The organism is Chryseobacterium sp. HNCC26DJ241, from assembly GCF_057180505.1.
In genome coordinates, this window is sequence record NZ_JBXUGL010000014.1 from 13,827 (window position 1) to 38,761 (window position 24,935).

Consider the following 24,935-nt stretch of genomic DNA (forward strand, 5'->3'; position numbering starts at 1 on the left):
TGAAGGTTTAAAATTTTATTTAAATTATATTTGCAAACTATACCAAAATTATACCAATTTTAAAGGTAAAATTCAGGTAAAAATACTCTTTTTGTTTTAGATAAAATAATTTTCAAAAAGTTAAATTAAATATAAAAAATAATGGCAAAACTTACTTCAAGATCTGAAGATTACAGCAAGTGGTACAATGAACTCGTAGTGAAGGCAGATTTGGCTGAAAACTCCGGAGTTCGCGGATGTATGGTAATAAAACCATACGGCTATGCAATTTGGGAAAAGATGCGTGACGAGTTGGACAAAAAATTTAAGGAAACCGGACATGAAAATGCTTACTTTCCTTTATTTGTACCCAAAAGCCTGTTTGAAGCAGAAGAAAAAAATGCAGAAGGTTTTGCTAAAGAATGTGCCGTAGTTACCCATTATCGTCTAAAAACAGATCCGGAAAATCCAAAAAAATTAATTGTAGATCCGGAAGCAAAGCTGGAAGAAGAACTTATCGTTCGTCCAACTTCTGAAGCAATTATCTGGAATACTTACAAAAATTGGATTCAATCTTATAGAGATCTTCCAATCCTTATCAACCAATGGGCGAATGTTGTGCGTTGGGAAATGAGAACGCGTTTATTTTTAAGAACCGCTGAATTTTTGTGGCAAGAAGGTCATACTGCACACGCAACAAAAGAAGAAGCATTGGAAGAAACTGAAAAAATGCTGAATGTATATGCTGATTTTGCAGAAAATTTCATGGCTGTACCTGTAATTAAGGGAATTAAAACACCAAGTGAAAGATTTGCAGGAGCAGATGAAACCTATTGTATCGAAGCAATGATGCAAGATGGAAAAGCATTACAGGCAGGAACATCGCACTTTTTAGGGCAAAATTTTGCAGAGGCTTTTGATGTAAAATTTACCAATAAAGAAGGAAAAATAGAATACGCTTGGGCAACTTCTTGGGGTGTTTCCACAAGATTGATGGGAGCTCTTATTATGGCACATTCTGATGATTTCGGTTTGGTTCTTCCTCCAACTTTAGCTCCAATTCAGGTTGTTATTGTTCCTATTTTCAAAGGAGAAGAGCAATTAAAACAAATTAATGATGTTGCATTTGATATTCAGGCAAAATTAAAAGCAAAAGGAATTTCGGTAAAATATGATAACAGAACTGAAAACAAACCAGGCTGGAAATTCGCAGAATATGAACTGAAGGGCGTTCCTGTAAGAATTGCAATCGGACCAAAAGATTTAGAAAATAAATCGGTAGAGATTGCAAGACGAGATAATCTCTCCAAAGAAGTAAAACCTCTTGAAAATTTAGATATTTATATTGAAGAATTGCTTCAGACTATTCAGAAATCCATTTTCAACAAAGCTCTTTCATTCCGTGAAGAAAATATTACCAAAGTAGATTCTTATGAAGAATTTAAAAAAGTTTTAGAAGAAAAAGGAGGTTTTATTTCTGCACATTGGGACGGTACAGCTGAAGAAGAAGAACAAATAAAGGATGAAACAAAAGCAACCATCCGTTGTATCCCATTGAATAATGAAATGGAAGAAGGGATTTCCTTGATTTCCGGAAAACCATCAAAACAGAGAGTGATATTCGCGAAAGCCTATTAAAAAAGACTTTTTAATGGTATAAAAAAATAGCATTATTTAAAATTTAATAAATAAACCGCAAATTTTAATAAAATTTTCATTATTATTTTCATTGCATACCAAAATTGGTATATTTGTTTATCTAACTTTTTAAATAAACTATTATGTCATTAAACATTATTGATCTGATCAAAGGGCAGCTTGGTTCTGCACTTGTTTCTCAGGCAGCTTCTCAATTAGGAGAAAGTGAATCAGGGATTTCAAAAGCAATTAGCGGATTTTTGCCGGCTATTGTAGGTGGTTTAGCCAATAACTCTGACAACCCTACTGTTATAGATGCTGTTACAACAGCAAGTAATAGCGGTTTATTATCTAATTTATTAGGAAATTCTTCTAACAATTCTTTAATTACCGCTGTACTTTCAGCTATTTTTGGAGATAAAATCGGAAGTTTGGTAAATGCAGTTTCAAGTTATGCAGGAATCAGCAATACTTCTTCCAATTCCTTGTTGAATTTAGTTACCGGAGCTGCATTAGGTATTCTCGGAAAATATTCAACAGATAACAATTTGGGAGCTTCCGGAGTTTCCAACTTGCTTTCAGAACAAAAAGGAGTACTTTCATCTTTATTACCTGCTGGTCTTTCTTTAGCATCTTTAGGGTTTGGAAATTGGTTTGGAGCGGCTACTCCTCATGTAGAATCGGAAAAAGTAACCGTCTCTTCTTATGACGAGCCAAAAGTGGATGTAAACAGAGGTGGTACTACTCATGTAAATACAGATAGAAATAATGACGATGATGGTGGTGGTTCTATTTGGAAATGGTTGTTGCCATTATTACTTTTATTATTAGCAGGATGGTTTTTATGGAAGCAATGTCAGAAAAAAGAAGTGACTACAACTTCCGGAACTACCGATTCAACTATGGTTGTCCAAGATTCTGCTGCAGTGCCTCAAGATTCAGCTGCAACTGCAACTACTAAAAAAGTAGATGAAAATATAGACCTGAATGGTACTGCTCTTAAAGGCTACAAAGGTGGAATGGAAGACAAAATGATTGCTTTCCTAAAATCTGATGGTTATAAAAATGCAAAAGATGATGCTGCTCTTAAAGATATCTGGTATGATTTTGACCATGTGAATTTTAAAACGGGATCTGCTACAGAATTGGAAGCCGGATCTCAAGGTCAGTTAGAAAATCTGTTAGCTATTCTAAAGGCTTTCCCAGATGCAAAAATCAAAATAGGTGGCTACACTGATAAAACCGGCGATGAAGCTGCCAATGTAAAACTATCAAAAGGAAGAGCTGATTTCATAAAAAAATGGCTTACTGATAAAGGAGTTGGCGCTCAGGTTCTTGGAGCTGAAGGATATGGAAGCAAATTTGCAAAAGTTCCTAAAGAAGCCTCTGATTCTGAAAGAGCTGCTGATAGAAAAATGTCTGTAAGATTTGCAAAATAATTACAAATAAAAAAACAAAAAAGGTCGTCTCAAAAAGGCGACCTTTGTTTTTTATGCTTCTCCTATCAATTCAGGAAAACCTCATATTTCTGAGTCTGATTAAAGACTTCCATTAAATTCCCATTCAAGTCTACGAAACTTTTCATAGAATATAGTTCAATGTGGCTTCCGTCTTCAGGATTTTTCACAAAGAAACTCAGTTTTTGTTTTCCTTCCGGCTGAAAGAGATTTTCTTTGAAAAATTCCAGATCATCTTTCCGCAGATCATTTACATCCATGACAACAGTGATGCTTCGTGCAAATTTTTCAAAAGCATCTTTCAGATCAATAACATCAGAAACATTAATAAAAACTCGCCCATCCGAAACCTGAACAAATTTTATTTTAAAAATTAAAAACCTCTGAATATCAATACGATCACGAAATTTCATATAATCTCGGTCTCCCAATCGAAAACTACAACTTCCACTATAATCTTCCATGGTAACAAAAGCTATTTTTTCGCCACTGTTTTTCCCATCACGAACCGAATATTCCGTAACTAAACCTGCAACCATGTATTCTTTTCCCTTATCACGAAGTGCCTGTTTTTCTTTCCAAGAAAGTTTATCATTATTAAACAATTCCGGTTGTTCTCCCTGAAAAGCAATATCTCGGAATGCTTCCACCTCATCCAGATTCAGGAATCCGAAACTTCCTTTTGGCTCTGCTTTTTTGGTAATTTCTTCCACTAAAATTTCCTCTTCAGAATCCGCTAAAACATCAGACGGAATATCCACCAAATCATCATCAACATCTTTATCATCAGAATTTTCCAAAGGAAGAATTACTTTTTCAGTTTCAGGAAATTCTTCTTTATTTCCTTCCAGAATTTCTTTCCTGCTTAATGCTCCTTGCAAAAATCTATACTGATATTTAAATTCATCCAAAGGATGTGCAGAAAGGTAGAATCCGATAATTTCTTTCTCTTTATTGAGTTTATACATATTCGGCCATTCCGGAGCAGGATTTATTTTTGGTGGTTCAATTTTCACTTCATCGGCAAAATCAGCAAAAAGTGAGTTTTCTACTTCGTTTTTAGTATCTTGAAAACTCTGTCCGTAGCGCAAAAGTTTTTCAATGTTTGTTCTTCCCGTATTATCAATATCAAAATACTGAGCTCTGTGATACTGATCTACTTCATCAAAAGCACCTGCAACCACCAAACTTTCCACTACCCTTTTATTGATCTGACCGGAAGGAATCCTCTCAAAAAAATCAAAAATATTGCTGAATTTTTGTTGCTTTCGTACATATACTATAGCTTCACTCGGGCCTTCTCCAATTCCTTTGATTGCTCCCAAACCAAAACGAATTTGTCCTTTTTCATTCACCGCAAATTCGTACTGACTTTCGTTCACATCAGGACCTAAAACATCCACTCCCATATTTTTACAATCTTCCATAAACATAGTGATTTGCTTGGTATTGTTGATGTTGTTACTCATCACACTTGCCATATATTCGGCAGGGTAATTGGCTTTCAGATACGCAGTTTGATACGCAATATAAGCATAACAGGTAGAGTGAGATTTATTGAAAGCATATTCGGCAAACGCTTTCCAGTCATTCCAGATTTTTTCTAATTTTTCTTCGTTCAGATTATTTTTTCTACCACCTTCAATGAATTTCGGGTACATTTTATTCAGAACATCGATCTGCTTTTTCCCCATCGCTTTTCTCAAAGTATCGGCTTCACCTTTCGTAAAATTTGCCAATTTTTGTGAAAGAAGCATTACCTGTTCCTGATATACTGTGATTCCGTAAGTTTCCTTTAAATATTCTTCAGTCTCAGGAAGATCATAAACGATTTCTTCCACTCCATGTTTACGATTAATGAAATTCGGAATGTACTTTATAGGACCCGGCCTGTATAAAGCATTCATGGCAATAAGATCGGCAAAAACCGTAGGTTTCAGTTCACGCATATATTTTTGCATTCCCGGACTTTCGTATTGGAAAATCCCTACTGTTCGTCCTTCCTGAAAAAGTTTGTATGTATTTTCGTCATCCAATGGAATTTGATCCGGATCAATATCAATTCCGTGACGATCTTTAATTAATTTAATGGCGTGTTTGATGATCGTCAAAGTCCGTAAACCAAGAAAATCCATTTTTAGCAAACCTGCACTTTCCGCAACCGAATTATCGAATTGGGAAACCAGAATATCCGCATCTTTTGCAGCCGTAGTAATCGGAACCAGATTGGAAATATCTTCCGGAGTGATAATTACACCACAAGCGTGAATTCCTGTATTTCTAATACATCCTTCCATTTTCTGAGCCGAAGAAAGAACCGGATATCTTCCGTCATTCGGATTTTCCAGAATAGCTTTCATTTCTTCCGCAAGCATTTTATCTTCAGGAGCGAGTTTTTCAAATTTTGCAAATGCTTTGGCAATGTTCATTCCCGGAGTGGAAGGAACCAGTTTTGCAATATTATTGGTTTCCGGAATGGGAACATCCAAAACTCTTCCTGCATCTTTAATTGCCGATTTTCCACCGAGAACGGAATAGGTAATAATTTGGGCGACATTCATTTTTCCGTATTTGTCGATTACCCATTTGATAATTCTGTCCCGACCTTCATCATCAAAATCAATATCAATATCAGGCATGGAAATACGTTCCGGATTCAGAAATCTCTCAAAAAGGAGGTCATATTCAATAGGATCTACATTGGTGATTCCGATACAATATGCAACTGCAGAACCAGCTGCAGAACCACGACCGGGACCCACCCAAACTCCCATATTCCGAGCTTCATTACAAAAATCCTGAACAATCAGGAAATAACCGGGATAACCTGTTTTTGCAATAATTTCCAGCTCAAAATCCAAGCGTTCCCGAATTTCATCTGTAATTTCTTTATATTTTTTTGCCGCACCTTCATACGTAAGATATCTCAAATAGGTATTTTCTCCACGTTTTCCTCCATCTTTCAGATCTTCTTCGCTTTGAAATTCTTCGGGAATTTCAAAAGCAGGAAGCAAAACATCACGTTTTAAAGTATACGGTTCAAATTTTCCTAAAAATTCGGTATACGCTTCAAAAGCATCAGGATAATTTCTGAATGTCTGCTTTAGTTCCTCCGAATTTTTAATGTAAAATTCCTGAGTTGGCAAACCTCTTCTTTTTCCAAAACCTTTACCAATTGGCGAAGACAATTTTTCTCCATCTTTGATACAGAATAAAATATCCTGAATATTAGCATCCGATTTTCCAGTATAATAGGTTTCGTTTTGGGCTAAAATTTTAACGTCGTATTTATCCGCAAACTCCAGCAGAACATCATTGATATGCTCTTCTTCATCTATATTATGATTTTGGATCTGAACATAAAAATCTTCTCCAAAAGTATCTTTCCACCATTTGAATAATTCCTCACCTTTCTGTTCTCCGAATTCAAGAATAGTATTGGGAATATCTCCGCTTGTTCCAGCTGTGAGAGCAATTAAGTCTTCCTTATATTCCGCAATCATCTGTCTGGAAATTCTGGGAACTCCGAAATAAAACCCATGCAAAAATCCTAAACTGGAAAGTTTTGCAAGATTTCTGTACCCATTGAAATTTTTAGCTAAAAGAACGACATTCGTTCTTCTATCAGGATCGTCTTTGGTAAATTGCTTTTGTTCCGGACGATCTGAAATGTAAAATTCGCAGCCAAGAACCGGAATCAGTTCCTTTTTACGAGGTTCATTTTCGTTAAATGGAGTGTTTTCCTCTTCAGCTTTTTGTTTATTTTCAAGCCAGTTTTGGTATTCTTTTTTGATGTTTCCATTTGCTTTTTCTACTTCGGAAACAAATTTGAAAGCACCCATCATATTTCCCAAATCTACAAGTCCGACCGCAGAAAAATTTTCTGAAAGAGCTTTTTTCACAAGTTCCGAAATATCTGTAGACGATTGTAATGAAGAGAAAATACTGTGATTGTGGAAATGGAAATAATCTCCGATTTCAATTTCGGCAACATCTCCAAAATCGGTTTTCTTTTTATGCTTTGAAGCAGCAACCTGTCTTCGGATAATAATTCCGAAAGGTTGAATCGGATTCGGGTTTTTAGCTTTAAAATTTTGGATAAATGACTCCTCAAGTTTTAGGTCTTTTGCTGCAATGACATCTCTTCTCAAAAGTTCGAAAAAAACCTGAGCCGTTGCATTTACGTCCGCAGCAGCATTGTGAGCTTCATCGAATTTTTCGCCGTAAAGTTTTTCGTAGATTTCTTCCAGTTTTGGAGGTTTGAATCTTCCCTTTCCTGAAGGAATCGCACAAAAATCCGTTCCGAAAATCATAGTGTCGGCTTTCGGAAGTTGCTGAAGATTGTTTTCTATATTTTTCCTGAAAAATTCGGCACCAATGATATTATAATCGAATTCTACATTTTGCCCGACTCCGAATTTTGCTCTCTTCAATACTTCATTAAATTCTTCCAAAACTTCCTGCAAATCCCGACCTTCTTCATTGGCCAATTTTGTAGTAATCCCATGAATTCTGGAAGCATTGAACGGAATATCATAACCTTCCGGCTTGATAATATAATCCTGATTTTCCACAAGATTCCCTTCTTCATCATGCAGCTGCCATGCAATTTGCACCATTCTAGGCCAATTGTCGGAATCTGAAAGCGGGGCATTGAAATTCACTGGTAACCCAGTGGTTTCCGTATCAAAAACTAAAAACATTCAAGAAAAAATTTAGTATAAAAGATAGTACAAATATAGTGAGTTCTTCCGTCTTGGAGAATACTTCTGCAACTTCATTAGAACCGCAATTTTTTTGATAAGAACAATAGTGATTATGTTACTGCAAATCCTAATATATTCCTGATTTTACTGAGTGTATGTATATTTGCTTTTGCGAAAAATGAAAATATACTTCCAATTCTGAATTCAAAAAAAGATCAACCCCATTTTTTCTTTGTGTTTTGCAAAGAAATTTTGATAAGCTGATGCAAAACATCCAAGTTTAAGTCTTCCAATTTTTTGAAATAAATACAAGAAGCTCCTCTTTTAATTTTACCTAATTTCAAAAGTATTTCCTCATCTTTTTCATCATTACAACTCAATACATATAAAGAAAATTTATCTTTTCTCGGCGAAAAACCTATTCTGCACATATCTCCTTCTCTCCCACTTTCATATTGGTAATGGTAGCTTCCAAAACCTATAATGGAAGATCCCCACATTTTGGCCTTTTCACCGGAAATTTTTTCCATGATCTGCACCAACTTGAAACTGTCGTCTATTTTTTTGGGATCAGAATTGCGGATGAAATCTTCTACACTTGCTTCTGTTTTAATCGTTTTATTTTGTGACATTTCAGCATTTTTAGAAAATCTAAAAATAAAAAAACTGTCCGAATCTCGAACAGTTTTTATAGTATTTAAATTTTAGTTTTGTTGCATTTTAGAAGGATCATCGTAGTTTACCATCCAATTAATTCCAAATTTATCCGTAAACATTCCGAAATATGCTCCCCAGAAAGTATCTTGAAGAGGCATTGTTACTTGTCCTCCTGTAGAAAGTCCTGAAAATAATTTATCTGCTTCTTCCTTAGATTCGGTATTTACAGAAATTGAAAAATTGTTTCCTTCTTTATAATGTGAAGCCCATGCTCCTCCTGTATCACTTCCCATTAATACGGTTTCGTTAGAAATAGGAAGAGAGACATGCATAATTTTGTCTTTGTCTTCTTCTGTAGTTTCGTTTCCTTCCATTGGAGGCATTTCTCCGAAAGTTCCGATATACGGATATTCTCCTCCGAAAACTGATTTGTAAAAATCAAATGCTTCTCTACAATTTCCGTTGAATGTTAAGTAAATATTTACTGTTGCCATAATTTTTAGTTTAATTTATTGATATAATCTTTTTTTTCAGAATCTTCGATGCAGAATATTTTTTCTTGATAGTTGATGAATATAAAAAACTATCTATGCTGGTCGATAAGAATTGAATTTCCATCCGGATCTTTCAACATAATGTATTCCGGACCTTTGGTTTTTTCATCGGCTTGTTTGTCCAATGCAATTCCTTCTTTTTTTAAATTTTGCTGAATTTCACGGACATCGGTGAAAGGATTTACTTCTTTTGCGTTTTCATCCCAACCCGGATTAAATGTCAGAATATTTCCTTCAAACATTCCTTGAAAAAGACCAATTATGGTAGTTCCGTTTTTCATGATGAGATAGTTTTGCTTCATATCTCCTCCCATTTGGGAAAACCCTAATTTTTCATAAAATTCCTTCGATTTTTGCAAATCCTTTACGTTCAAACTCACTGAAAATACACCTAATTTCATATCCTTATTTTTGTTTTGTGGCTGAATATTCTGAGCAAAAGCTACAACCGGCAAAACGAGAAGAAAAAGAATCAGTTTTTTCATTGTGCTATATTTTTCCAATTTGTTCTGTATTGTAAATTTCCGTCATAGCTTTTCCAGTCTCCAATAAATTCTATGTATTGATTTTCAACCTGTTCCGTTTTTCTATTCCATTTGAATGTATAAATAAATTTTCCTGTAAAAGTACCGGAATGCTTTCCTTTTGGTTCTTCTACAATCTCATATTCTCCGAAAACAGTTCCACTTTTTTTACCGTCCTTGTATTTTGTAATTTTTATCTTCCCTTCAAAATTGGCAACCGATTTTTCCACCAAAGAAGTTCCGGAAATGAAATATTCCTGATCGTTTTTTTTGTCCTGCTCAGAAGTACTGATCTTCATCTTCAAAACATTTTTATCTACATCATTTCCAATAGTACCAATATACGGTTTTCCCTGATTCAGCCAAATTTTTGAAATATTCGGCATCTGAGAAAAAGCAAATGAAGAAATCAGAATAAAAAGTAAAAAAAGCTTTTTCATATCTGTTATATTTAAACTCCGAATTGTGCGAGATGATGATTAAGGTGTTTTGCAAACATATTATTCCATTCCTGAGAAGTAAGTTTTCCGAATGAAGAATTTTCCTTTCCTTCAAATGCGTCTGCTCCCAATTGTTGCGTTTTTTGGATAAAACCGATCAATCTTTTCTTTTCTTCTTCAAAATTTTTTCTTGCAGGAATTATGAATTGTGGACCAGTAGGCAAATTCTGTTTATACGGAACTTCGCCAACTACTTTTTTCTTCACAAAACTTTTAAGGATAAACCTTGCAATTGCACCCGGTTTTTTATGTTTTTCAGGTTCAAAAGTAAGTTCATACGATACGTTGCAGTGCGCCAACATTTGGTCTACTGTCATTTTCCCCCATTTTCCTTGGGTTTCCGGTGTTAGATGATGAATTCTATCAATATAATTCTGGGCAGTTTTTGCATCGAATATGTTTTCCATCGAAATTTTTTTAATGAACAAATTTAATTTTTTTTAATGAATTTCAATTTTTTATTTTTTGAACGCGCCTCTTGGCGCGTTCCTACATTTATTCAGAAATTGAAATTTTCCTTCCTTTAGTATGAGCATTCATTTGAGGAGCATAATAATTTTGAAGCGTCGAAATTCCGTTGCTGAAAGTACCGGATGCATTGCAAACATAATCATATTCAAAAACATATTTTCCTTTCGGCATATATTCAATATAGAAATTGGTGGATGCATCTTTTGTACTCTGATAATATCCAAGATTATTTTTCCATTGATAGCCGGAAATCACATCCAAAGGTTCAAAACCTGCTGCTCTCATATCTTTCAGATGGATAAACTCCATGCTTCTGTCGGTGTTCAGAATCATTCTTACCGTTACTTTATCCCCTACTTTCAATGGTGAATTTTCAGAAATTTTCAGCAATTCTTCTCCATTTTCCGTTTTGATTTTTTTGTACAATTCTTTTGTAATGGAAATATAGCTTTCGGATGATTTTATCTTATCCAAATCTTCATAATACTGCCAGAATAAACCTCCCTGCACAATTCCGGGACTGTCTTTTTTAATAGTAACTGTAGCAAGATTTTTATCCAAATTTTCAGATTTTACAGCTTGTTTTACATAACCGGTTGCCTGAGTTTGAGGATTTAGAGTTTTTCCGCCCCACGAAATTTCGGCTTTGTCGCTTTCATTGGAAGTCCATGATTTTCCGGAATTCAGAATTGTGTAAATCACTTCTGTTGTTCCTCTGGAACTTCCCCAAGAGTTCACTTCTTTCTGAGTAACCAGCCAGATTTTCAGTTCTTCAATAAATTGTTGATCGGTCGGATTTAATTTTTGGAATGCTTCCAAAGCACCTGCATGATTTACCGTTTTTGAAGAATACCAACCCCAATCGTTCAGATTTTGCTTCCAATAAACACCCTGAGTTTCTGATTGTGTGGAAGTTTCTTTCAGATATGTCATCAATTTTTTGGAAACATCCTTCAATCCGTAATTATCGAAAAGTAAAGCTGCTCTGTGCAAACCAAAAAATGTAAAATCTTTGATAGCAGCTTTTTTCGCTTTACTAATAATCAGTGATTTTAAAGTTGCTCCTTTATTTTTCAGCGCATATTCTTTTTCCCAGTAATGACGGGTATCCAAATAATCCAAAACAAAATTATTCCACACATTATCTTTTGTCATTCTGAGCGAAGTCGAAGAACTCCAATATTTATTCACTTCATTATCAACATATGAAACCAGTTTGGAAACCATTTCTTTCTGTTCAGAATTTTGATAATCCGCAACGTTTCCTTTCAGCCATTCATTGATTTTTCCTAAATTTTTCAAAATATACAGCGAAGTATAATAGGAACTCGGATAACCGGAATACCAACTAAATCCACCATCAGGATTTTGCAATTTCACCAATTCTGCCCAATCACTATGAATAGAATTCCTCATATTATTTGCATCAAATAAGCGAGCAAGTTTCTGCATTTGTTCCTCTTCATTTTTACTTTCCAAAACCCAAGGTGTTTCTTCCAGCAACAATTGTTTCAGTTCTTGATTTTTTTCAAGATTTGAAACTAATAATCCTTTGTTTTGGTATTCGTCAAAAACAGTTTTCATTTTAGGATTGGCTTTGAAAATTTCGGAAGCCAAAACATCAGCAAACCATTTATTGAAAACCACATCAGCAGAATTATTGGTATCATTTTTCAAACTTGGAAGTGCAAACATAATTTCCCAAATCGGATTGGTGGTCAGTTCCAACGTATTGGAAACATTCGTCAATGTAGAAGAATTTGAATTTTTCAAATCTTCTAGTGTGAATGTTTTGGTTTGTCCTTCTTTTACAAAAATCGGAAGTGCATCCGTAACCAGCATTCTGTTCGGAAGAACAGCGATTGCTTTTTGTTCGCCATCTGAAAAATTTCCGGCTTTGGCTACAATTTTCAAAATAATAGACGAAACATTGTTCGGAACTTTGATTTTCCAATTGGCAACTGTATTTCCGTTTGCGTCCAAAGTAAAGGATTTTTGAATTTCATTTAAATTGAATTTTGAAGAAATATCTTCATTGGTGAAAGCATCCAGAATTTGTAATTGTGCATTTCCGTTCAGTTGTTGAGTCGTTAAATTGCTGAGTTTGGTTTGAAGATTCAACTCATCACCTTCTCGTAAAAATCTCGGATAATTCGGAGTTACGGAAAACTCTTTTTGTGTCACCACTTCTTTTTCCAAAATTGCCGCTCTCGCATCTTTTGTATGAGCCAAAAACATCAGTTTCCATTGTGTAAGAGCTTCAGGTGAAGTAAATTCAAATGAAACGTTTCCTTCAGAATCAGTCAATAAACTCGGGTAGAAAAATGCCGTTTCATTCAGATTTTGGCGAACAGGAACTTTTTCTAAATTTTCCTTAACTACAACTTCTTCAATATCTTTTGTTTTTACTGAATCGGCTGCATTACGTTTTTCTCTTTCCATTCCGGATACAACTACACTTTCTGCTTTCATGGCTACTTTTGCAGCTGGAGCTGGAACATTTGTTTGTACAGCCATATCATACATTACAGCATTTCCCGCAGCATAAATTCCTCCACCAAACCAATAAAATTGTGGAATATAGACCTCTTTGATTTGCTGATACGGAATTTGCTTATTATAATATTCCTGAGCAAGATTTTGATTGATAATATACCACGAAACAAAATATGGATTCACAAAAAGTTTTTGCCAAGAATAGGTATTCACCGAAAACTGATCGAGTGATTTATCGTACATATTCGCCAAAACTTCTGCATTTATTTTTTCTTTTTCATCACCGAGAATTTTTACTGTCCATTTTTCTTTTTGGTTGGGTTGGAGCTTATCACGGAAAGTAACGGTCTCTATTCTTAATGGCTTTTTGTTTTCAGAAATTTTCAAATCTGCACTTTCTGTTTGCACATCATTAAAGGCAACCAACTGAAATTGTACATTGATTTGCGAAATGCTTTCATCTTGCGGAATTGCAGTTTCATATTCCAAAATTCCGTTATTGAATTTTTTAGTTTCGGTGATAGTTTCGCCTTTTCCGTTTTGCACGAAAATATTTACCAAAGCATCCGGAATTGCAGAATATGCATAAATTTTTGCTTTTTCGCCACGTTTGAATTCATTTTTCGGTTGTACTACTTTCAGAAATGGATGTTGGGAGTCTTTCAAAAATTTCTTATCCCAAACATTGAAGTATTGCTCTGCTTTTATAGTGTCTTTTCCCTCAATGTTAAAAAGTTCGAGCTTGTATGTTCCTGCTTCAAGTTTTCCTAAATCTAAATTAGTTGATAGTTGTTGGTTGTCGGTTGATGGTTGTTGGATTTTTTCGATAAGAATTTTTTCAGCTTTCCAGTTTTCTTGATTATCATTTTTATCCAATTTATCATGCGGAAATTTTTGTACAAATTCGTCTTTGGAAAGTACCGGCAAATCTTGGATTACGCTTTGGAAATTATTTCTGAAAACACGTTTCGGCTCTTCCTGCTTGGAAAGTTTTACGTTGTAGGATTTTTTCAGCTTCTGATCGTTATAATTTTTGGTATCAACATTTATTTTTACATTTTCATCTGCGAAAATATCACCGATATTTTCAGCCTGAATGTAGTGAGAAACCGAAGCTACTCTTACATTGGTTTCTGCCGATTGCGTTTCTCCGTTAATATCCGTAACTGAAGCATTAATATTGTAATTATCTACCTGAACTCCTTCCAAATTTTCATCTTTTTCCAAGTTTACTTTTATGGTAAATTCTCCTTTTTCATTGGTTTTTACAACACCTAAAATAGAATTTTCATTATCGTATGTTCTTGGAAACCACCAAAAATATTTCCAACGAATATTTTGTTTTTTAATTTCATAATTTACATTGGAATTACTGAGCGCAACTCCGGAAAACATCATTGCTTTTCCTTTTATTTCAATGGTTTGTCCGTATTTGTATTCATCTTTTACAGGTTCAAAAGTCACTTCAAATTTCGGACGTTTGTATTCTTCCACCTGAAAATTTTTGTAACCATTCTCGGAACCGTCATCAATTCGTAAAGCAAAACTTCCGTTTAATTTTCCTTTTGGCAAAATGAAGTTTCCATTATAAGAACCGAATTCATTAGTTGTAAAACTTTGCGAAGAAATTTTTTCACCATTGGCATCAAATAAAGAAATTTCCTGCTTATAATTCGGATGTACAATTTCTTTCTGGTTTTCAATTTTGGTGTTTACTACTTTAAAATAAACGGTTTGTCCGGGTCTGTAAATTGCCCTATCCAAAAAGATCTGCACTTGTTTTCTAAAATTATTTTCCTGAGGTTCGTAATACGCATCTCTTCCATAGAAATCCAACAGATTGTAATTTCCTTCCGAATTTTTAATCAAATAATAGCGATAATACTCATTACTTTTATTATCCGGAAATTTGAAAGCACCATTTGCATCTGTAGTCGCAGCCAGTTTTGTAAGTTTTCCGTCTCTTAAATATTCATACAATTCCAATTTTTGGTTGGGAATTGCTTTTCCGTTTTCATTGTTTACAATTTTCAGTAAATCTCCTTTAGAATCTCTATCGTTTTTCTTTTGATAGATAATTTTAGAATTGGTAACAATAAAATAAAAATTAGTCTGAACCGAATTTTCCACCACATATTCTGCCAGATAAATTCCGGAAGGAAGTGGTTTCAGCTCAAGAGAGGTTTTATACGTCTTATAATCGCCCGTATTTTTAAGATCAAAATTATCTTTCCGAACTAAATTCTTCTTCACCGTTTTGAAAGGATATCGGTATTCATCAAATGCAAAATTCATGAACCCTTGCAAATCGTCTTTTACTTCATAAATATTTAGCGAAAACCGATTTACATTTTTTGCTTCAGCCACAATATGAATCGGCTTATTATTTTGAGTTTGTTTTTCATAATGCAAGACAAGAAGCGGATTTTTTATGGAATTTTCAACATTGGAAATATTTCCCTGAAATTTAGATTTCGGATACAATTCACGAGCCTTAATTGCCCAAACCAAAGCAGTTTTAAAATCTTTTTTTTCCAGCAAAAGATTCATCATGTCAGCAATGATTTTTACTTTGTAATCGCCTTTGGATTCGTTATTCACCAATTTTTCCAATTGTGCAAAACGGTCTTTGCAAAGCGTAAATTCGCAATTGTAATTAATTTTTTCCTGCTGAAAATACAATTTGGGATTTCCGGAATTGAAAGCAATCAAATCATCATAAACAGAATTAATTTTTGCATGATTGGTTTTCAGTTCATTGGGTGTAAAAAGTTGCCCATTTTGCAGAAAAGCAATTTGGTGATAAGAATTCCAGTCAAATAAAGTCGGGAAATATTCAAAATCTTCGTGGCCTTCAAAAATTTCTTTATATTTTTGCATTTGGATCTTCTTCAAAGCTGCATTTTCTTTCTCTAATTCTGAATAATTTGCAGACAGGAAATTTTTAAAATCCAATTTGCTCCACGTTTCAATTTGGGAAAAATCCTGATTATTAATATTGGTTCTTCCGTCTATTTCCCAAGAATTATTCTCGTAATATTCCCTGAAAAATTCTCCGAGAAGCACTTTATATAAAAGTTTTTCTTCGCCTTTCAGTTGGTTTTCAATAGTTTTTAGTTTTGCAAATGTTTTGGAAGCGGTATCATTTTGTGTATCGTCTTGAGTAAGATTAATAATACTGAATTCCGCTTTCAGCGATTTGATAATTTGCATCGCATTATTGTCTTTCATAGCTTGATTCTGGATATCTGAAATAATAGAAAGGTTGCTTTTATATTCTCCTTTTTTGTAATTGTCTTCAATTTTTTTCCATTGCTGCTCGTAATAATTCTGCGAAAAAGCAGGAATAGAAAGTAAAAAGATGAGAATGAGAATAATTTTTTTATGAACCATTTTATTGATTTTTTGTGTTTATACGTCTTTGATTTTATATTTTTGGTAAGCGTTGTTAGAGCTTAAAGCTCAAACAACGCTCTGAAATGAACTTTTTAAATTTACTAAAAAAATATATAATTGACAGTCAGCTTTTTGTTTCCTTGATGGGAACTTTGCTGGCAACATTTTTTATGCTGGAACAAAATACGTTCCGTTTTTCTACATTATTTCTGATTTTCGCAACGTATTTCTGCGGATATTTGTACACCAAGTACCAGCATTCTAAAAATTTGAAAAAAATTCTCATCCTGAATATTTTAGTGGGAATTATTTGTGTCGTTTTTATTATTCAAAATCATGCCGTTTCACTACTTTACAAATGGTTGATTATTTCAGTATTGGGTTTGTTGTACAATAGTTTTTTTCTGGAAAATTATATTCGTAAAATTCCTTTTCTGAAAGTTTTTTATGTCGGTTTTGTTTGGGCTTTGATGAATTCCTGGCTTGGTTTTCCCAGTTTAGATGTTCCTATTTTTCTGATCTCATTTCTTTTTGTGACTGCTTTGGTTCTTCCTTTTGACATTCGAGACATGAATAAGGATCATGAAAATGTGATAACGTTTCCAAAAATAATCGGTATTCAGAATACAAAATATCTGGCTTATTTAATGGTTTTTGCCGCTTGTTTGGTAAGTATTTTTTATCTGAAAACAGAATTTGCCATTGCTTTTTTTCTTACTTCGGTTATTACCTTTATTTTGATTCATTTTTCGGAAAATTCCAACAAGGATTCCTATTTTTCTTTTTGGGTGGAAAGTTGCTGCGGACTTCCGTTTTTGGCATTAATTGTTTTGGAAAAGTTTTATCTTTACTAAAATTTTTGAGCGATGGAAAATATAGAAATTTTAAGAAGCAAACTTGTTCAGAGAATTTTTTCAACAAAAAATATTGACTTATTACAAGCTATTGAAAACATATTTTCTTCTGTACAAACAGAAGAAAAAGACAAGGATTTTTTTCTTTCAGAATCTCAAAAACAAATGATTTTATTAGCAGAAGAAGATATACAATACAACAGGGTGATTTCTGATGAAGACTTGAGAAAAATGGATGAAGAATGGATGAAATAAAAATAATCTGGGCATCTCTTGCTATAAAACAGAGAAATAAAATTTTTGAATACTGGAATCTCCGAAATAAAACCAATTCTTATTCTAAAAAATTAAATCTAAAGATTTATAAAAAAATTGATCTGCTGAAATCTAATCCTTATGCAGGTGTTGAAACTGATTTTAAAAATTACAGAGTTTTGCATTTTGATAATTATGGATTAGTTTATAAAATTGATTTACAAATAATTTACATTGTATCTTTTTGGGATACCCGGCAAAATCCTGAAAAACTAAAAACCATTCTCGGCTTATGATGGTGCAAAAACTTTCGCTTATCAATTTTAAAAATCATCCGGAAAAATCGTTTGACTTTTCTCCGCAAATCAACTGTTTTGTGGGAAATAACGGAGTCGGAAAAACCAATATTCTGGATGCACTGCATTATCTTTCCGTCGGGAAAAGTTTTCTCGGAAATTCCGATTTCAATAATATTCTCATTGATGAAGATTTTTTCAGCATAGAATCTGAAATCCGAAATGAAGAAAAGGAAGAAATCATTAAAATTCTTCAGCCTAAAGATTCCAAAAAAATCATCAAAAAAAACGACAAAACGTATAACCGAATTGCCGATCATATTGGATATTTGCCGAGTGTCATTATTTCTCCTTATGACTCCAATCTGATTTCAGATTCCGGAGAAAGCCGAAGAAAATTTTTGGATGCGATGATTTCACAAACTGATTCAGACTATCTTTTTAATCTGATTCAGTACCAAAAAACCTTACAACAAAGAAATGCCCTTTTAAAATATTTTGCCAAAAACAGAACATTCGATAAAGATTCTCTTGAAATTTATGATGAACCCATTACCTCTTTCGGTGCCAAAATTTTTGAAAAAAGAAAAGAATTTGTAGAAAAACTAAATCCAACCGTTCAGTATTTTTATGAAATCATTTCGGGAGGGAAAGAAAAAGTTTCAGTCATTTATGAGTCTCATCTTTTAGACGATTTTGCCCAAGCTGAAAGCTCCGGAAAAGATATTTTTGAAAATTTACTGAAAGAAAATCTGGAAAGAGACCGGCAATTAACCTACACTTCCAAAGGAATTCATAAAGACGATCTGCTTTTTGAAATGAATGGAAATCTTCTCAAAAAAATTGGTTCTCAAGGTCAGCAAAAATCATTTTTGATTTCTTTGAAACTGGCACAAATCAACCGAATTAAAGAACTTACAGGAAAATCTCCGATTCTTCTTCTCGACGATATTTTTGATAAACTGGATGATACAAGAGTTTCACAATTAATAGAATTGGTGAACAAAGAAAATTTCGGACAGATGTTCATTACCGATACTCACAAAGAACGTACAGAAAATGTAGTGAAACGGATAAATGAAGAAAGTAAAATTTTTGAAATTTGATTCGGGTTGTGAGATACGAGGTGCGGGTTGCGAGATTCGAGAGGTGAGATTCGGGTTGCGAGGTGCGAGGTTTGGGGGTTGGGATTTGGGATTTAGAATGGTTTGAGTAATTTTATAAAAATATTTTAATGAGCTATCGAAGTCTTGATATTTATAAAATCAGTTTTGAATTATTTATCAAAACACACAAAATTTCTTTTTTTCTGCCAAAATATGAATTGTATGAGTTGGGAAGCCAATTAAGAAGATCTTCAGATTCTGTCGTTACCAATATTGTTGAAGGCTACGGAAGAAGAATTTACAAAAAAGAATATGAACGATTTCTAATTTTCAGTCATTCCAGTTGTGATGAGACCATTAATCATTTAGAAAAAATCATCATTCTATATCCTGATATAAGTTCGGAATTTGACCAACTTAAAAATAGCTATAATTTGCTTGGAGGAAAAATAAACAATTACCTGAAATGGGTAAGAGAAAATTGGAATAACAATCAACCCTAAAAAAACAAAAACTCGAAACTCGAAACCCGAAACTCAAAATGAAAAAAAAGAAACGCGAATTTCAATCTTCCGAATTAGTAAAATCGTTTGCCAGAATCTATGGATTTGAAGATAAACTTTTGGCTTTTGAAGTTAAGGATTTTCTTCAAGATTATTTGGATGAAACTCTTTTTAATGAAATTGAAAGCGTAAATCTTAAAGATAAAATCCTCGAAATCAGAATACATTCACCCTTGCTGAAAAATGATTTCAGAATGCGGAAAACATTCTTTCTGAAAAAATTTCAGGAAAAATTCGGAGAAGAAAAATTTACCGATCTTCTTATTTTATAGAGCCTTCCAGTGATACATTTTTCATCTGTCTCATAATCCAATTATGCTTTCTATTAAGATATGAAGACGGATTTTTCGGGTCATATTTTTGAGGATTCGGAAGAATGGCTGCAATCCAAGCCGCCTCACTTTTTGTAAGATCTTTTGATTTTTTTCCGAAATAATATTCAGAAGCCGCTTCTACTCCGAAAACACCTTGTCCCATTTCTATGGAATTCAAATATCTTTCAAGAATCACATCTTTTCCCCAAATCAATTCTATGATAAAAGTATAAACCGTTTCAAAACCTTTTCTGATCCAACTTCTTCCTTGCCAAAGAAATACATTTTTTGCTGTTTGCTGGGAAATTGTGCTTCCTCCTCTTACTTTTTTGCCTTTTTCATTATGTTCGTATGCTTTCTGAATGGCTTCATAATCAAAACCATTATGTTCAAAAAATTTCTGGTCTTCGGAAGCAATGACCGCTTTTTTCACATTGGTTCCCATTTCGTCATAAGAAACATAATCTCGCTGAAGTTTTCCGTATTTGATAATTCCTTCGATTTGCGTAATGGTAATAGGTGGGTTAAAGAATTTTCCCCAAACAATAAATAGAATATTTGCCAAAATGATAATGTAGACAATCTTCTTAATCTTCTTCCACATAGGCTTGAATGATTAAATTTTATTTCGTGCAAAGATAACGGTTTTCTACAATTTTTATTTTAGCTCTTTCATATATGTAAGCTGATAATCGGGAAAAAGCTGAGGATGAAATATTTTGATATAATCTTTCAGCACCAAATCTGCATGTACAATTCCGCTTTCAAAAAAATCGTTGCTGCTCCCTTTTTCTTTTGCATTAACAGTGTATAATTTCCCATTTTGAAAAACCTTCATTTTTGCATAATTGGGATTGACGGAAAGAAGCTCGCTTTTAGTTTTATGATTTCCTACATTGATCCAATATTTTGCATTTTCAGATTTTGTAAAAACCTCTTCAAAACTCATCGGAACGGCTTTTTCATCAGCATTGTTTTTTAAAATATAATTCGCTTTTGCGTCCCTGATATATTCTGCTACAAAAGTCTTTCCTCCCGGCAAAAACCATTGATTTCCATACATTTCATTTACCAAAACTTCCGGAATTTCATTTGATTTTGAAACTATATTTTTTAATTCATTATAGTTTTTTTCAATTTCCAAATATTTTTTTCTCGCCTTTTCTTTTACCCCTAAAAGTTCTCCGAAAAGCAAAATAATTTTTGTTTTTTCCAAAGGTTTCTGAACCAAATATTCATCAATAAAAATCACTTCAATTCCGTTTTTCTTCAGAATATTGTATGTATTCTCAAAACTCTGTATATAGTTGGTGAAAACAGCATCCGGTTTATATGCAATGATTTTTTCGATATCGTATTTCTGTTCATTTCCGATATTCTGAATTTTTTTTTCGGAAATATATTGGCGAATTTTTTCAGAATACACATATTCCGGGCTGGAAATTCCTACAATTTTATTTTCCTCTCCCAATTCTGTGAAATACCCGACCAAACTTGCATTCAGTAGCATTACTTTTTTGTATGGTAATTTGGCGTTTGGGATTTTGTAACTGAATTTTCCCGATTTAAATTCAAAAAAGTCTTTATTTTGCTGATAATGAATAGTATTGGAAATTATCACCCAGTTTTTTTCTGAAATTTTTGATTGCTTTTTGCAGGAAAAAAGAAAAAAAACAGGAAATAATAAAAAGATTTTCATTTTCATCTTTCAAAGAAAATAATTTTATGCTATATTTGCAAACCTAAAAACGGACGCGTAGCTCAATTGGATAGAGCGTCAGATTACGGCTCTGAAGGTTGAGGGTTCGACTCCTTCCGCGTTCACAAAAAAAGATTGAGAAATTTCTCAATCTTTTTTTATTCTAAACCTCCTTGAATATTTTGTGATCGTAATTTACCGTCAGATTTTTGTTAGTTGTAAGATGCATCATATTACCTTCTCGTATCCATTTCAGTCCGGGAGCAAAAACATCTTCAAAATATAGGTATATATATTCTACGTTTTTGTAAATTTTTTGAGTAGCCTGTTCTAATTTTTTTTCTGTTGTCATTATTATGTGTTTACTTTTTTAAGCAACAAGAAAAATGCCGTTTAAGCCTTAAATTTTGTTAAAATAGAAAAATAATTTCGTTCTTATAAAAACATTCTTTCCTGTAAGATTATTATAATTATTTTTGCATTCAACTTCAAGGTTTTACTATGTCTTTAGAAATCATTCATCTTACCAAAAAATTCGGGGAACAAACCGCTCTGAATGACATTACGATCAGCATTAAAAATAATGAAATCATTGGTCTTCTTGGACCAAATGGTGCCGGAAAATCTACTCTGATGAAGTCCGTAGTTGGTGTTTTGAAAATTGATGAAGGACAAATTTTGTTCAATGGAAACGATATTACGGAAAACGAAACCGAAAGCAAGAAAAAAATTGGCTTTTTACCGGAGAATAACCCTTTATACAATGAAATGTATGTAAAAGAGTATCTAAGTTTTGTGGCTGACATTCATAAAGTTTCAAAAGAAAAAATCGATGAAGTAATTGATCTTGTAGGTATTACTCCCGAAAAATCAAAAAAAATCGGACAACTTTCCAAAGGATATAAACAACGTGTTGGTTTAGCACAGGCTATTTTGCATGCTCCTGATCTTTTAATTTTAGACGAACCGACCAACGGATTAGACCCCAACCAAATTATCGAAATCCGAAATGTGATAAAAGAAATCGGAAAAGAAAAAATCGTTATTCTTTCCACTCATATTATGCAGGAAGTAGAAGCTCTCTGTTCCAGAGTAATCTTAATTCATAAAGGTAATATTTTACAGGACTGCCCTATTGATGAATTTAAAGGCAGGTTTGAAACTTTAGAAGAAGCGTTTAGCAGCTATACTACATAAAAAATGCTCCAAAATTTTGGAGCATTTGATTTTTTATTGTGGTGTATCCGTTTTTGGTGTCTCATTCGTTGGTTTGGTTTCAATAGACTGAGAAATATCTATATTTTTCTTTTGAAGCTGTTCTAAAAGTTGCAATCCTAATAATCCACTTATTCCTCCGTTTGCAGAATCACCATTTCCACCAATCAAAATATCCGGCATTATTTTCACATTTTGAGAAGCTATGTTTTCCATTATTTTTAGCTGGGTAAAGTTGTTTCCTCCCATTGCTTCTACAGAAAGTTTATAAGACTCTGCATTAGATTTACCAATTGCCAATATTTTTTCTGCTTCCGCATTACCTGTTAATGAAATCTGTTCTGCATTTGCTTTTGCTAAAAGTTCTATTTTTTCAGACTCAGCTTTTGCTAATAATCTTGTCTTTTCCGCTTCACCATTTGCTAATAATTTTAAACGATCTCCTTCCGCTGTAGCTTGCAAACGCACAGAATTTGCATCACCCGTTGCTTTTTTCACACTTGCATCAGCTATTCTTTCTGCAATTACCACTCCTTGATCTGCCTTTACAATCTCTTTCTGCATATCGGCAATTGCTGTTTCTTTTTCCAGAGTTTGGCGCGTTTCCTGTGCTAATTTTTCGGTTTCATACGTTATTTTCTGTTCTTCCGCCAATTTTCTGTCTGTAAGCGTTTTCATCAAACTTTCTGGAGGAACAATGTCTCCTATCAAAGTATCAACACCATTTACATTATATTGTTCTAATACATTCCCTATATGTTCTTTTGCAGATTGTTGTCTTTCTTTTCTTGTTCCGAGGAAAGCAATTACGTCACTTCCTTGTGCTGAGTTTCTGAAATAGTTACCAATTGTTGGCTCCAATACCTGACTTACAAGATTTACCATATTTCCAAAACGTGCAATTACTTTCGGAGCTTCGTTGGTAGGAATATGAATGATCTGTGAAACATCCAGATTAAACGGGAATCCATCTTTACTTCTTACAGTAATAGTGGAAAGATTTTTATCCAACTGATGAGATTCGCTTCTAGCTGATGCCCAGTTCAACACTAAATTAGTAGTCGGAACCAATTCTACTTTCATAATGTACGGATTGATAGGATATTTACCCGGACCAAGAGGTTCTGCCCAAACTCCTTTATTTCCTTTTTCCACGATATTTCCATGTTTGAATTCTGCTCCGCTCAGATCTTTTCCTTCTTCTCCTACATACGAAATTACAACACCTACATGTCCAATAGGAATTTCGGTCATATTTACCATTTCCAATTTTGCAAACCAAGGATTAAGGAAATAAGAACCAGCAAGGATTACTTGTTCCTGAAGACCTTTATATCCTCCACTTTGTAAAAATGCGTCTACATCTTGAAACTTGTTGTGTCCTTCCACTATTTTCCCTGCAATTTGCCCTTCATCCAAAGGATGTCCTTCTAATGTTGTAATAATACCCACTGCATTATCCGGAATCATCATCATATCCGCCAATTCTATATTAAATAGTAAAGTATTTATCCTGTAAGAACCTGGTGTAATAATGGCTGTCTGTCGTCCTTTTCTTCCTCCATTTTTTAAAAAAGCCTCCGCATCCTGAAAAGAATCGCAATCTACTTTTCTACCAAGGATTCTTCCGGTCTCTAATTCCATACCGTCTTTTGCAAGCAGCAATCCTATTTTTCCTGTTGGAATGACTGTAAAAGGCTGAAAATCTATGGAATATTGCCATATCCATTTTCCAAAATAAACTCCCGGAGCTAACGTTTGAGCTTGAAATCCGGCTTCCCCATTGGTTGCAATAATTCTTCCTTCCGGAAGTGTCTGCTTACCAAATAAAACAAATTTTTTGGTAACAAGACCAATCTTGTCTTCCGGAACAATGACTAATCCGAAGAATACTCTTAACACAAATTTGTATAAAACAATGCACAAAAGTGCAATAACGGCAGGAATCATCCAGCCCTGAAATTCTAAATTCATAGTTTAAAAATTTTATAATAATTATTTGATTATGCAAATAAAATATATGCTCAGTTTATCTTTCTTATCAACTGAGTACATGAAATATTAATCCTAATTTTTTCAAAAAAATTAGTACAATGATGAGGCAGGTGGAGACGTGTTGAAAATCGTAAAAATAATTTCAGACACTTTTAATAGAAAAAACTTAATATTTATTAGTTTCATTTTTGAATATAAAAAAGAAGCACATTTTTCCTCTTTACACACATATATACGCCAGGAAATATATTTTGGTTACA

The 24,935-nt window shown here is 33.6% G+C and carries 20 protein-coding genes and 1 tRNA gene; 10 read left to right on the forward strand and 11 right to left on the reverse strand.

Annotated features, from left to right (window positions below):
• Positions 1 to 141 precede the first annotated feature (141 nt).
• Together proS and AC2A1C_RS08380 are read left to right on the forward strand one after the other, a co-directional pair.
• Complete coding sequence (proS, locus tag AC2A1C_RS08375) at positions 142 to 1,617, forward strand: proline--tRNA ligase (protein ID WP_484025213.1); 1,476 nt, start codon at positions 142 to 144, stop codon at positions 1,615 to 1,617.
• Between the two features lie 143 nt (positions 1,618 to 1,760).
• Positions 1,761 to 3,056 carry a DUF937 domain-containing protein gene (locus tag AC2A1C_RS08380; RefSeq protein WP_484025215.1) on the forward strand — a complete coding sequence of 432 codons (1,296 nt, stop codon included), beginning with the start codon at positions 1,761 to 1,763 and terminating at the stop codon, positions 3,054 to 3,056.
• A gap of 65 nt (positions 3,057 to 3,121) precedes the next feature.
• Here AC2A1C_RS08380 and dnaE read toward each other — a convergent pair whose 3' ends face one another.
• From dnaE to AC2A1C_RS08415, 7 genes are all read right to left on the reverse strand, one after another.
• Positions 3,122 to 7,777, reverse strand: coding sequence for a DNA polymerase III subunit alpha (gene dnaE, locus AC2A1C_RS08385; protein ID WP_484025217.1), 4,656 nt, complete (start codon positions 7,775 to 7,777; stop codon positions 3,122 to 3,124).
• A 218-nt stretch (positions 7,778 to 7,995) separates the two neighbouring features.
• Entirely contained in the window at positions 7,996 to 8,412 is a 417-nt protein-coding gene (locus AC2A1C_RS08390) for a DUF1801 domain-containing protein (RefSeq protein ID WP_484025219.1), read from the reverse strand.
• Positions 8,413 to 8,484: 72 nt separating this feature from the next.
• Positions 8,485 to 8,931 (reverse strand): VOC family protein, encoded by a 447-nt coding sequence (locus tag AC2A1C_RS08395; protein WP_484025220.1) that lies wholly within the window; start codon positions 8,929 to 8,931, stop codon positions 8,485 to 8,487.
• 89 nt (positions 8,932 to 9,020) lie between these two features.
• Complete coding sequence (locus AC2A1C_RS08400) at positions 9,021 to 9,392, reverse strand: VOC family protein (protein ID WP_484025313.1); 372 nt, start codon at positions 9,390 to 9,392, stop codon at positions 9,021 to 9,023.
• 80 nt (positions 9,393 to 9,472) lie between these two features.
• On the reverse strand, positions 9,473 to 9,955 hold the full coding sequence (locus AC2A1C_RS08405) for a hypothetical protein (RefSeq protein ID WP_484025221.1): 483 nt from the start codon (positions 9,953 to 9,955) through the stop codon (positions 9,473 to 9,475).
• A gap of 11 nt (positions 9,956 to 9,966) precedes the next feature.
• The gene (locus tag AC2A1C_RS08410; protein WP_484025222.1) at positions 9,967 to 10,422 is read right to left on the reverse strand and encodes a DUF1569 domain-containing protein; all 456 of its coding nucleotides are present in this window, start codon (positions 10,420 to 10,422) and stop codon (positions 9,967 to 9,969) included.
• A gap of 88 nt (positions 10,423 to 10,510) precedes the next feature.
• Positions 10,511 to 16,375: an alpha-2-macroglobulin family protein gene (locus AC2A1C_RS08415; protein WP_484025224.1), complete on the reverse strand. Its 5,865-nt coding sequence runs from the start codon at positions 16,373 to 16,375 to the stop codon at positions 10,511 to 10,513.
• An 86-nt stretch (positions 16,376 to 16,461) separates the two neighbouring features.
• Here AC2A1C_RS08415 and AC2A1C_RS08420 point away from each other — a divergent pair, with 86 nt between their 5' ends.
• From AC2A1C_RS08420 to AC2A1C_RS08445, 6 genes are all read left to right on the forward strand, one after another.
• A complete protein-coding gene (locus tag AC2A1C_RS08420) occupies positions 16,462 to 17,232 on the forward strand; it encodes a UbiA prenyltransferase family protein (RefSeq protein WP_484025226.1) in 771 nt (256 codons plus the stop codon).
• Positions 17,233 to 17,244: 12 nt separating this feature from the next.
• Positions 17,245 to 17,487 carry a hypothetical protein gene (locus AC2A1C_RS08425; protein WP_484025228.1) on the forward strand — a complete coding sequence of 81 codons (243 nt, stop codon included), beginning with the start codon at positions 17,245 to 17,247 and terminating at the stop codon, positions 17,485 to 17,487.
• Positions 17,475 to 17,783, forward strand: coding sequence for a type II toxin-antitoxin system RelE/ParE family toxin (locus AC2A1C_RS08430; RefSeq protein ID WP_484025230.1), 309 nt, complete (start codon positions 17,475 to 17,477; stop codon positions 17,781 to 17,783). The genes AC2A1C_RS08425 and AC2A1C_RS08430 overlap by 13 nt, the downstream gene beginning before the upstream one ends.
• Complete coding sequence (gene recF, locus AC2A1C_RS08435) at positions 17,780 to 18,889, forward strand: DNA replication/repair protein RecF (protein ID WP_484025232.1); 1,110 nt, start codon at positions 17,780 to 17,782, stop codon at positions 18,887 to 18,889. Before AC2A1C_RS08430 ends, recF begins: the two co-directional genes overlap by 4 nt.
• 128 nt (positions 18,890 to 19,017) lie before the next feature.
• On the forward strand, positions 19,018 to 19,392 hold the full coding sequence (locus AC2A1C_RS08440) for a four helix bundle protein (protein ID WP_484025234.1): 375 nt from the start codon (positions 19,018 to 19,020) through the stop codon (positions 19,390 to 19,392).
• A gap of 38 nt (positions 19,393 to 19,430) precedes the next feature.
• Entirely contained in the window at positions 19,431 to 19,724 is a 294-nt protein-coding gene (locus tag AC2A1C_RS08445) for a hypothetical protein (RefSeq protein ID WP_484025236.1), read from the forward strand.
• Here AC2A1C_RS08445 and mtgA read toward each other — a convergent pair.
• Together mtgA and AC2A1C_RS08455 are read right to left on the reverse strand one after the other, a co-directional pair.
• Positions 19,714 to 20,370: a monofunctional biosynthetic peptidoglycan transglycosylase gene (gene mtgA, locus AC2A1C_RS08450; RefSeq protein WP_484025238.1), complete on the reverse strand. Its 657-nt coding sequence runs from the start codon at positions 20,368 to 20,370 to the stop codon at positions 19,714 to 19,716. The two genes, AC2A1C_RS08445 and mtgA, sit on opposite strands and share 11 nt — an antisense overlap.
• A 54-nt stretch (positions 20,371 to 20,424) precedes the next feature.
• Positions 20,425 to 21,465, reverse strand: coding sequence for an ABC transporter substrate-binding protein (locus tag AC2A1C_RS08455; protein WP_484025240.1), 1,041 nt, complete (start codon positions 21,463 to 21,465; stop codon positions 20,425 to 20,427).
• A 51-nt stretch (positions 21,466 to 21,516) separates the two neighbouring features.
• Here AC2A1C_RS08455 and AC2A1C_RS08460 point away from each other — a divergent pair.
• A tRNA-Arg gene (locus AC2A1C_RS08460) sits at positions 21,517 to 21,590 on the forward strand.
• A 38-nt stretch (positions 21,591 to 21,628) separates the two neighbouring features.
• On the opposite strand, the gene AC2A1C_RS08465 is transcribed toward AC2A1C_RS08460, so the two are convergent.
• On the reverse strand, positions 21,629 to 21,817 hold the full coding sequence (locus AC2A1C_RS08465; RefSeq protein ID WP_484025241.1) for a hypothetical protein: 189 nt from the start codon (positions 21,815 to 21,817) through the stop codon (positions 21,629 to 21,631).
• A gap of 149 nt (positions 21,818 to 21,966) precedes the next feature.
• Between AC2A1C_RS08465 and AC2A1C_RS08470 the strand changes: the two genes are divergently transcribed.
• Positions 21,967 to 22,662, forward strand: a complete 696-nt coding sequence (locus tag AC2A1C_RS08470) for an ABC transporter ATP-binding protein (protein ID WP_484025243.1) — start codon at positions 21,967 to 21,969, stop codon at positions 22,660 to 22,662.
• Positions 22,663 to 22,695: 33 nt separating this feature from the next.
• Here the strand turns inward: AC2A1C_RS08470 and AC2A1C_RS08475 are convergent, their stop codons facing one another.
• On the reverse strand, positions 22,696 to 24,654 hold the full coding sequence (locus tag AC2A1C_RS08475) for an SPFH domain-containing protein (RefSeq protein WP_484025244.1): 1,959 nt from the start codon (positions 24,652 to 24,654) through the stop codon (positions 22,696 to 22,698).
• Positions 24,655 to 24,935: the final 281 nt, after the last annotated feature.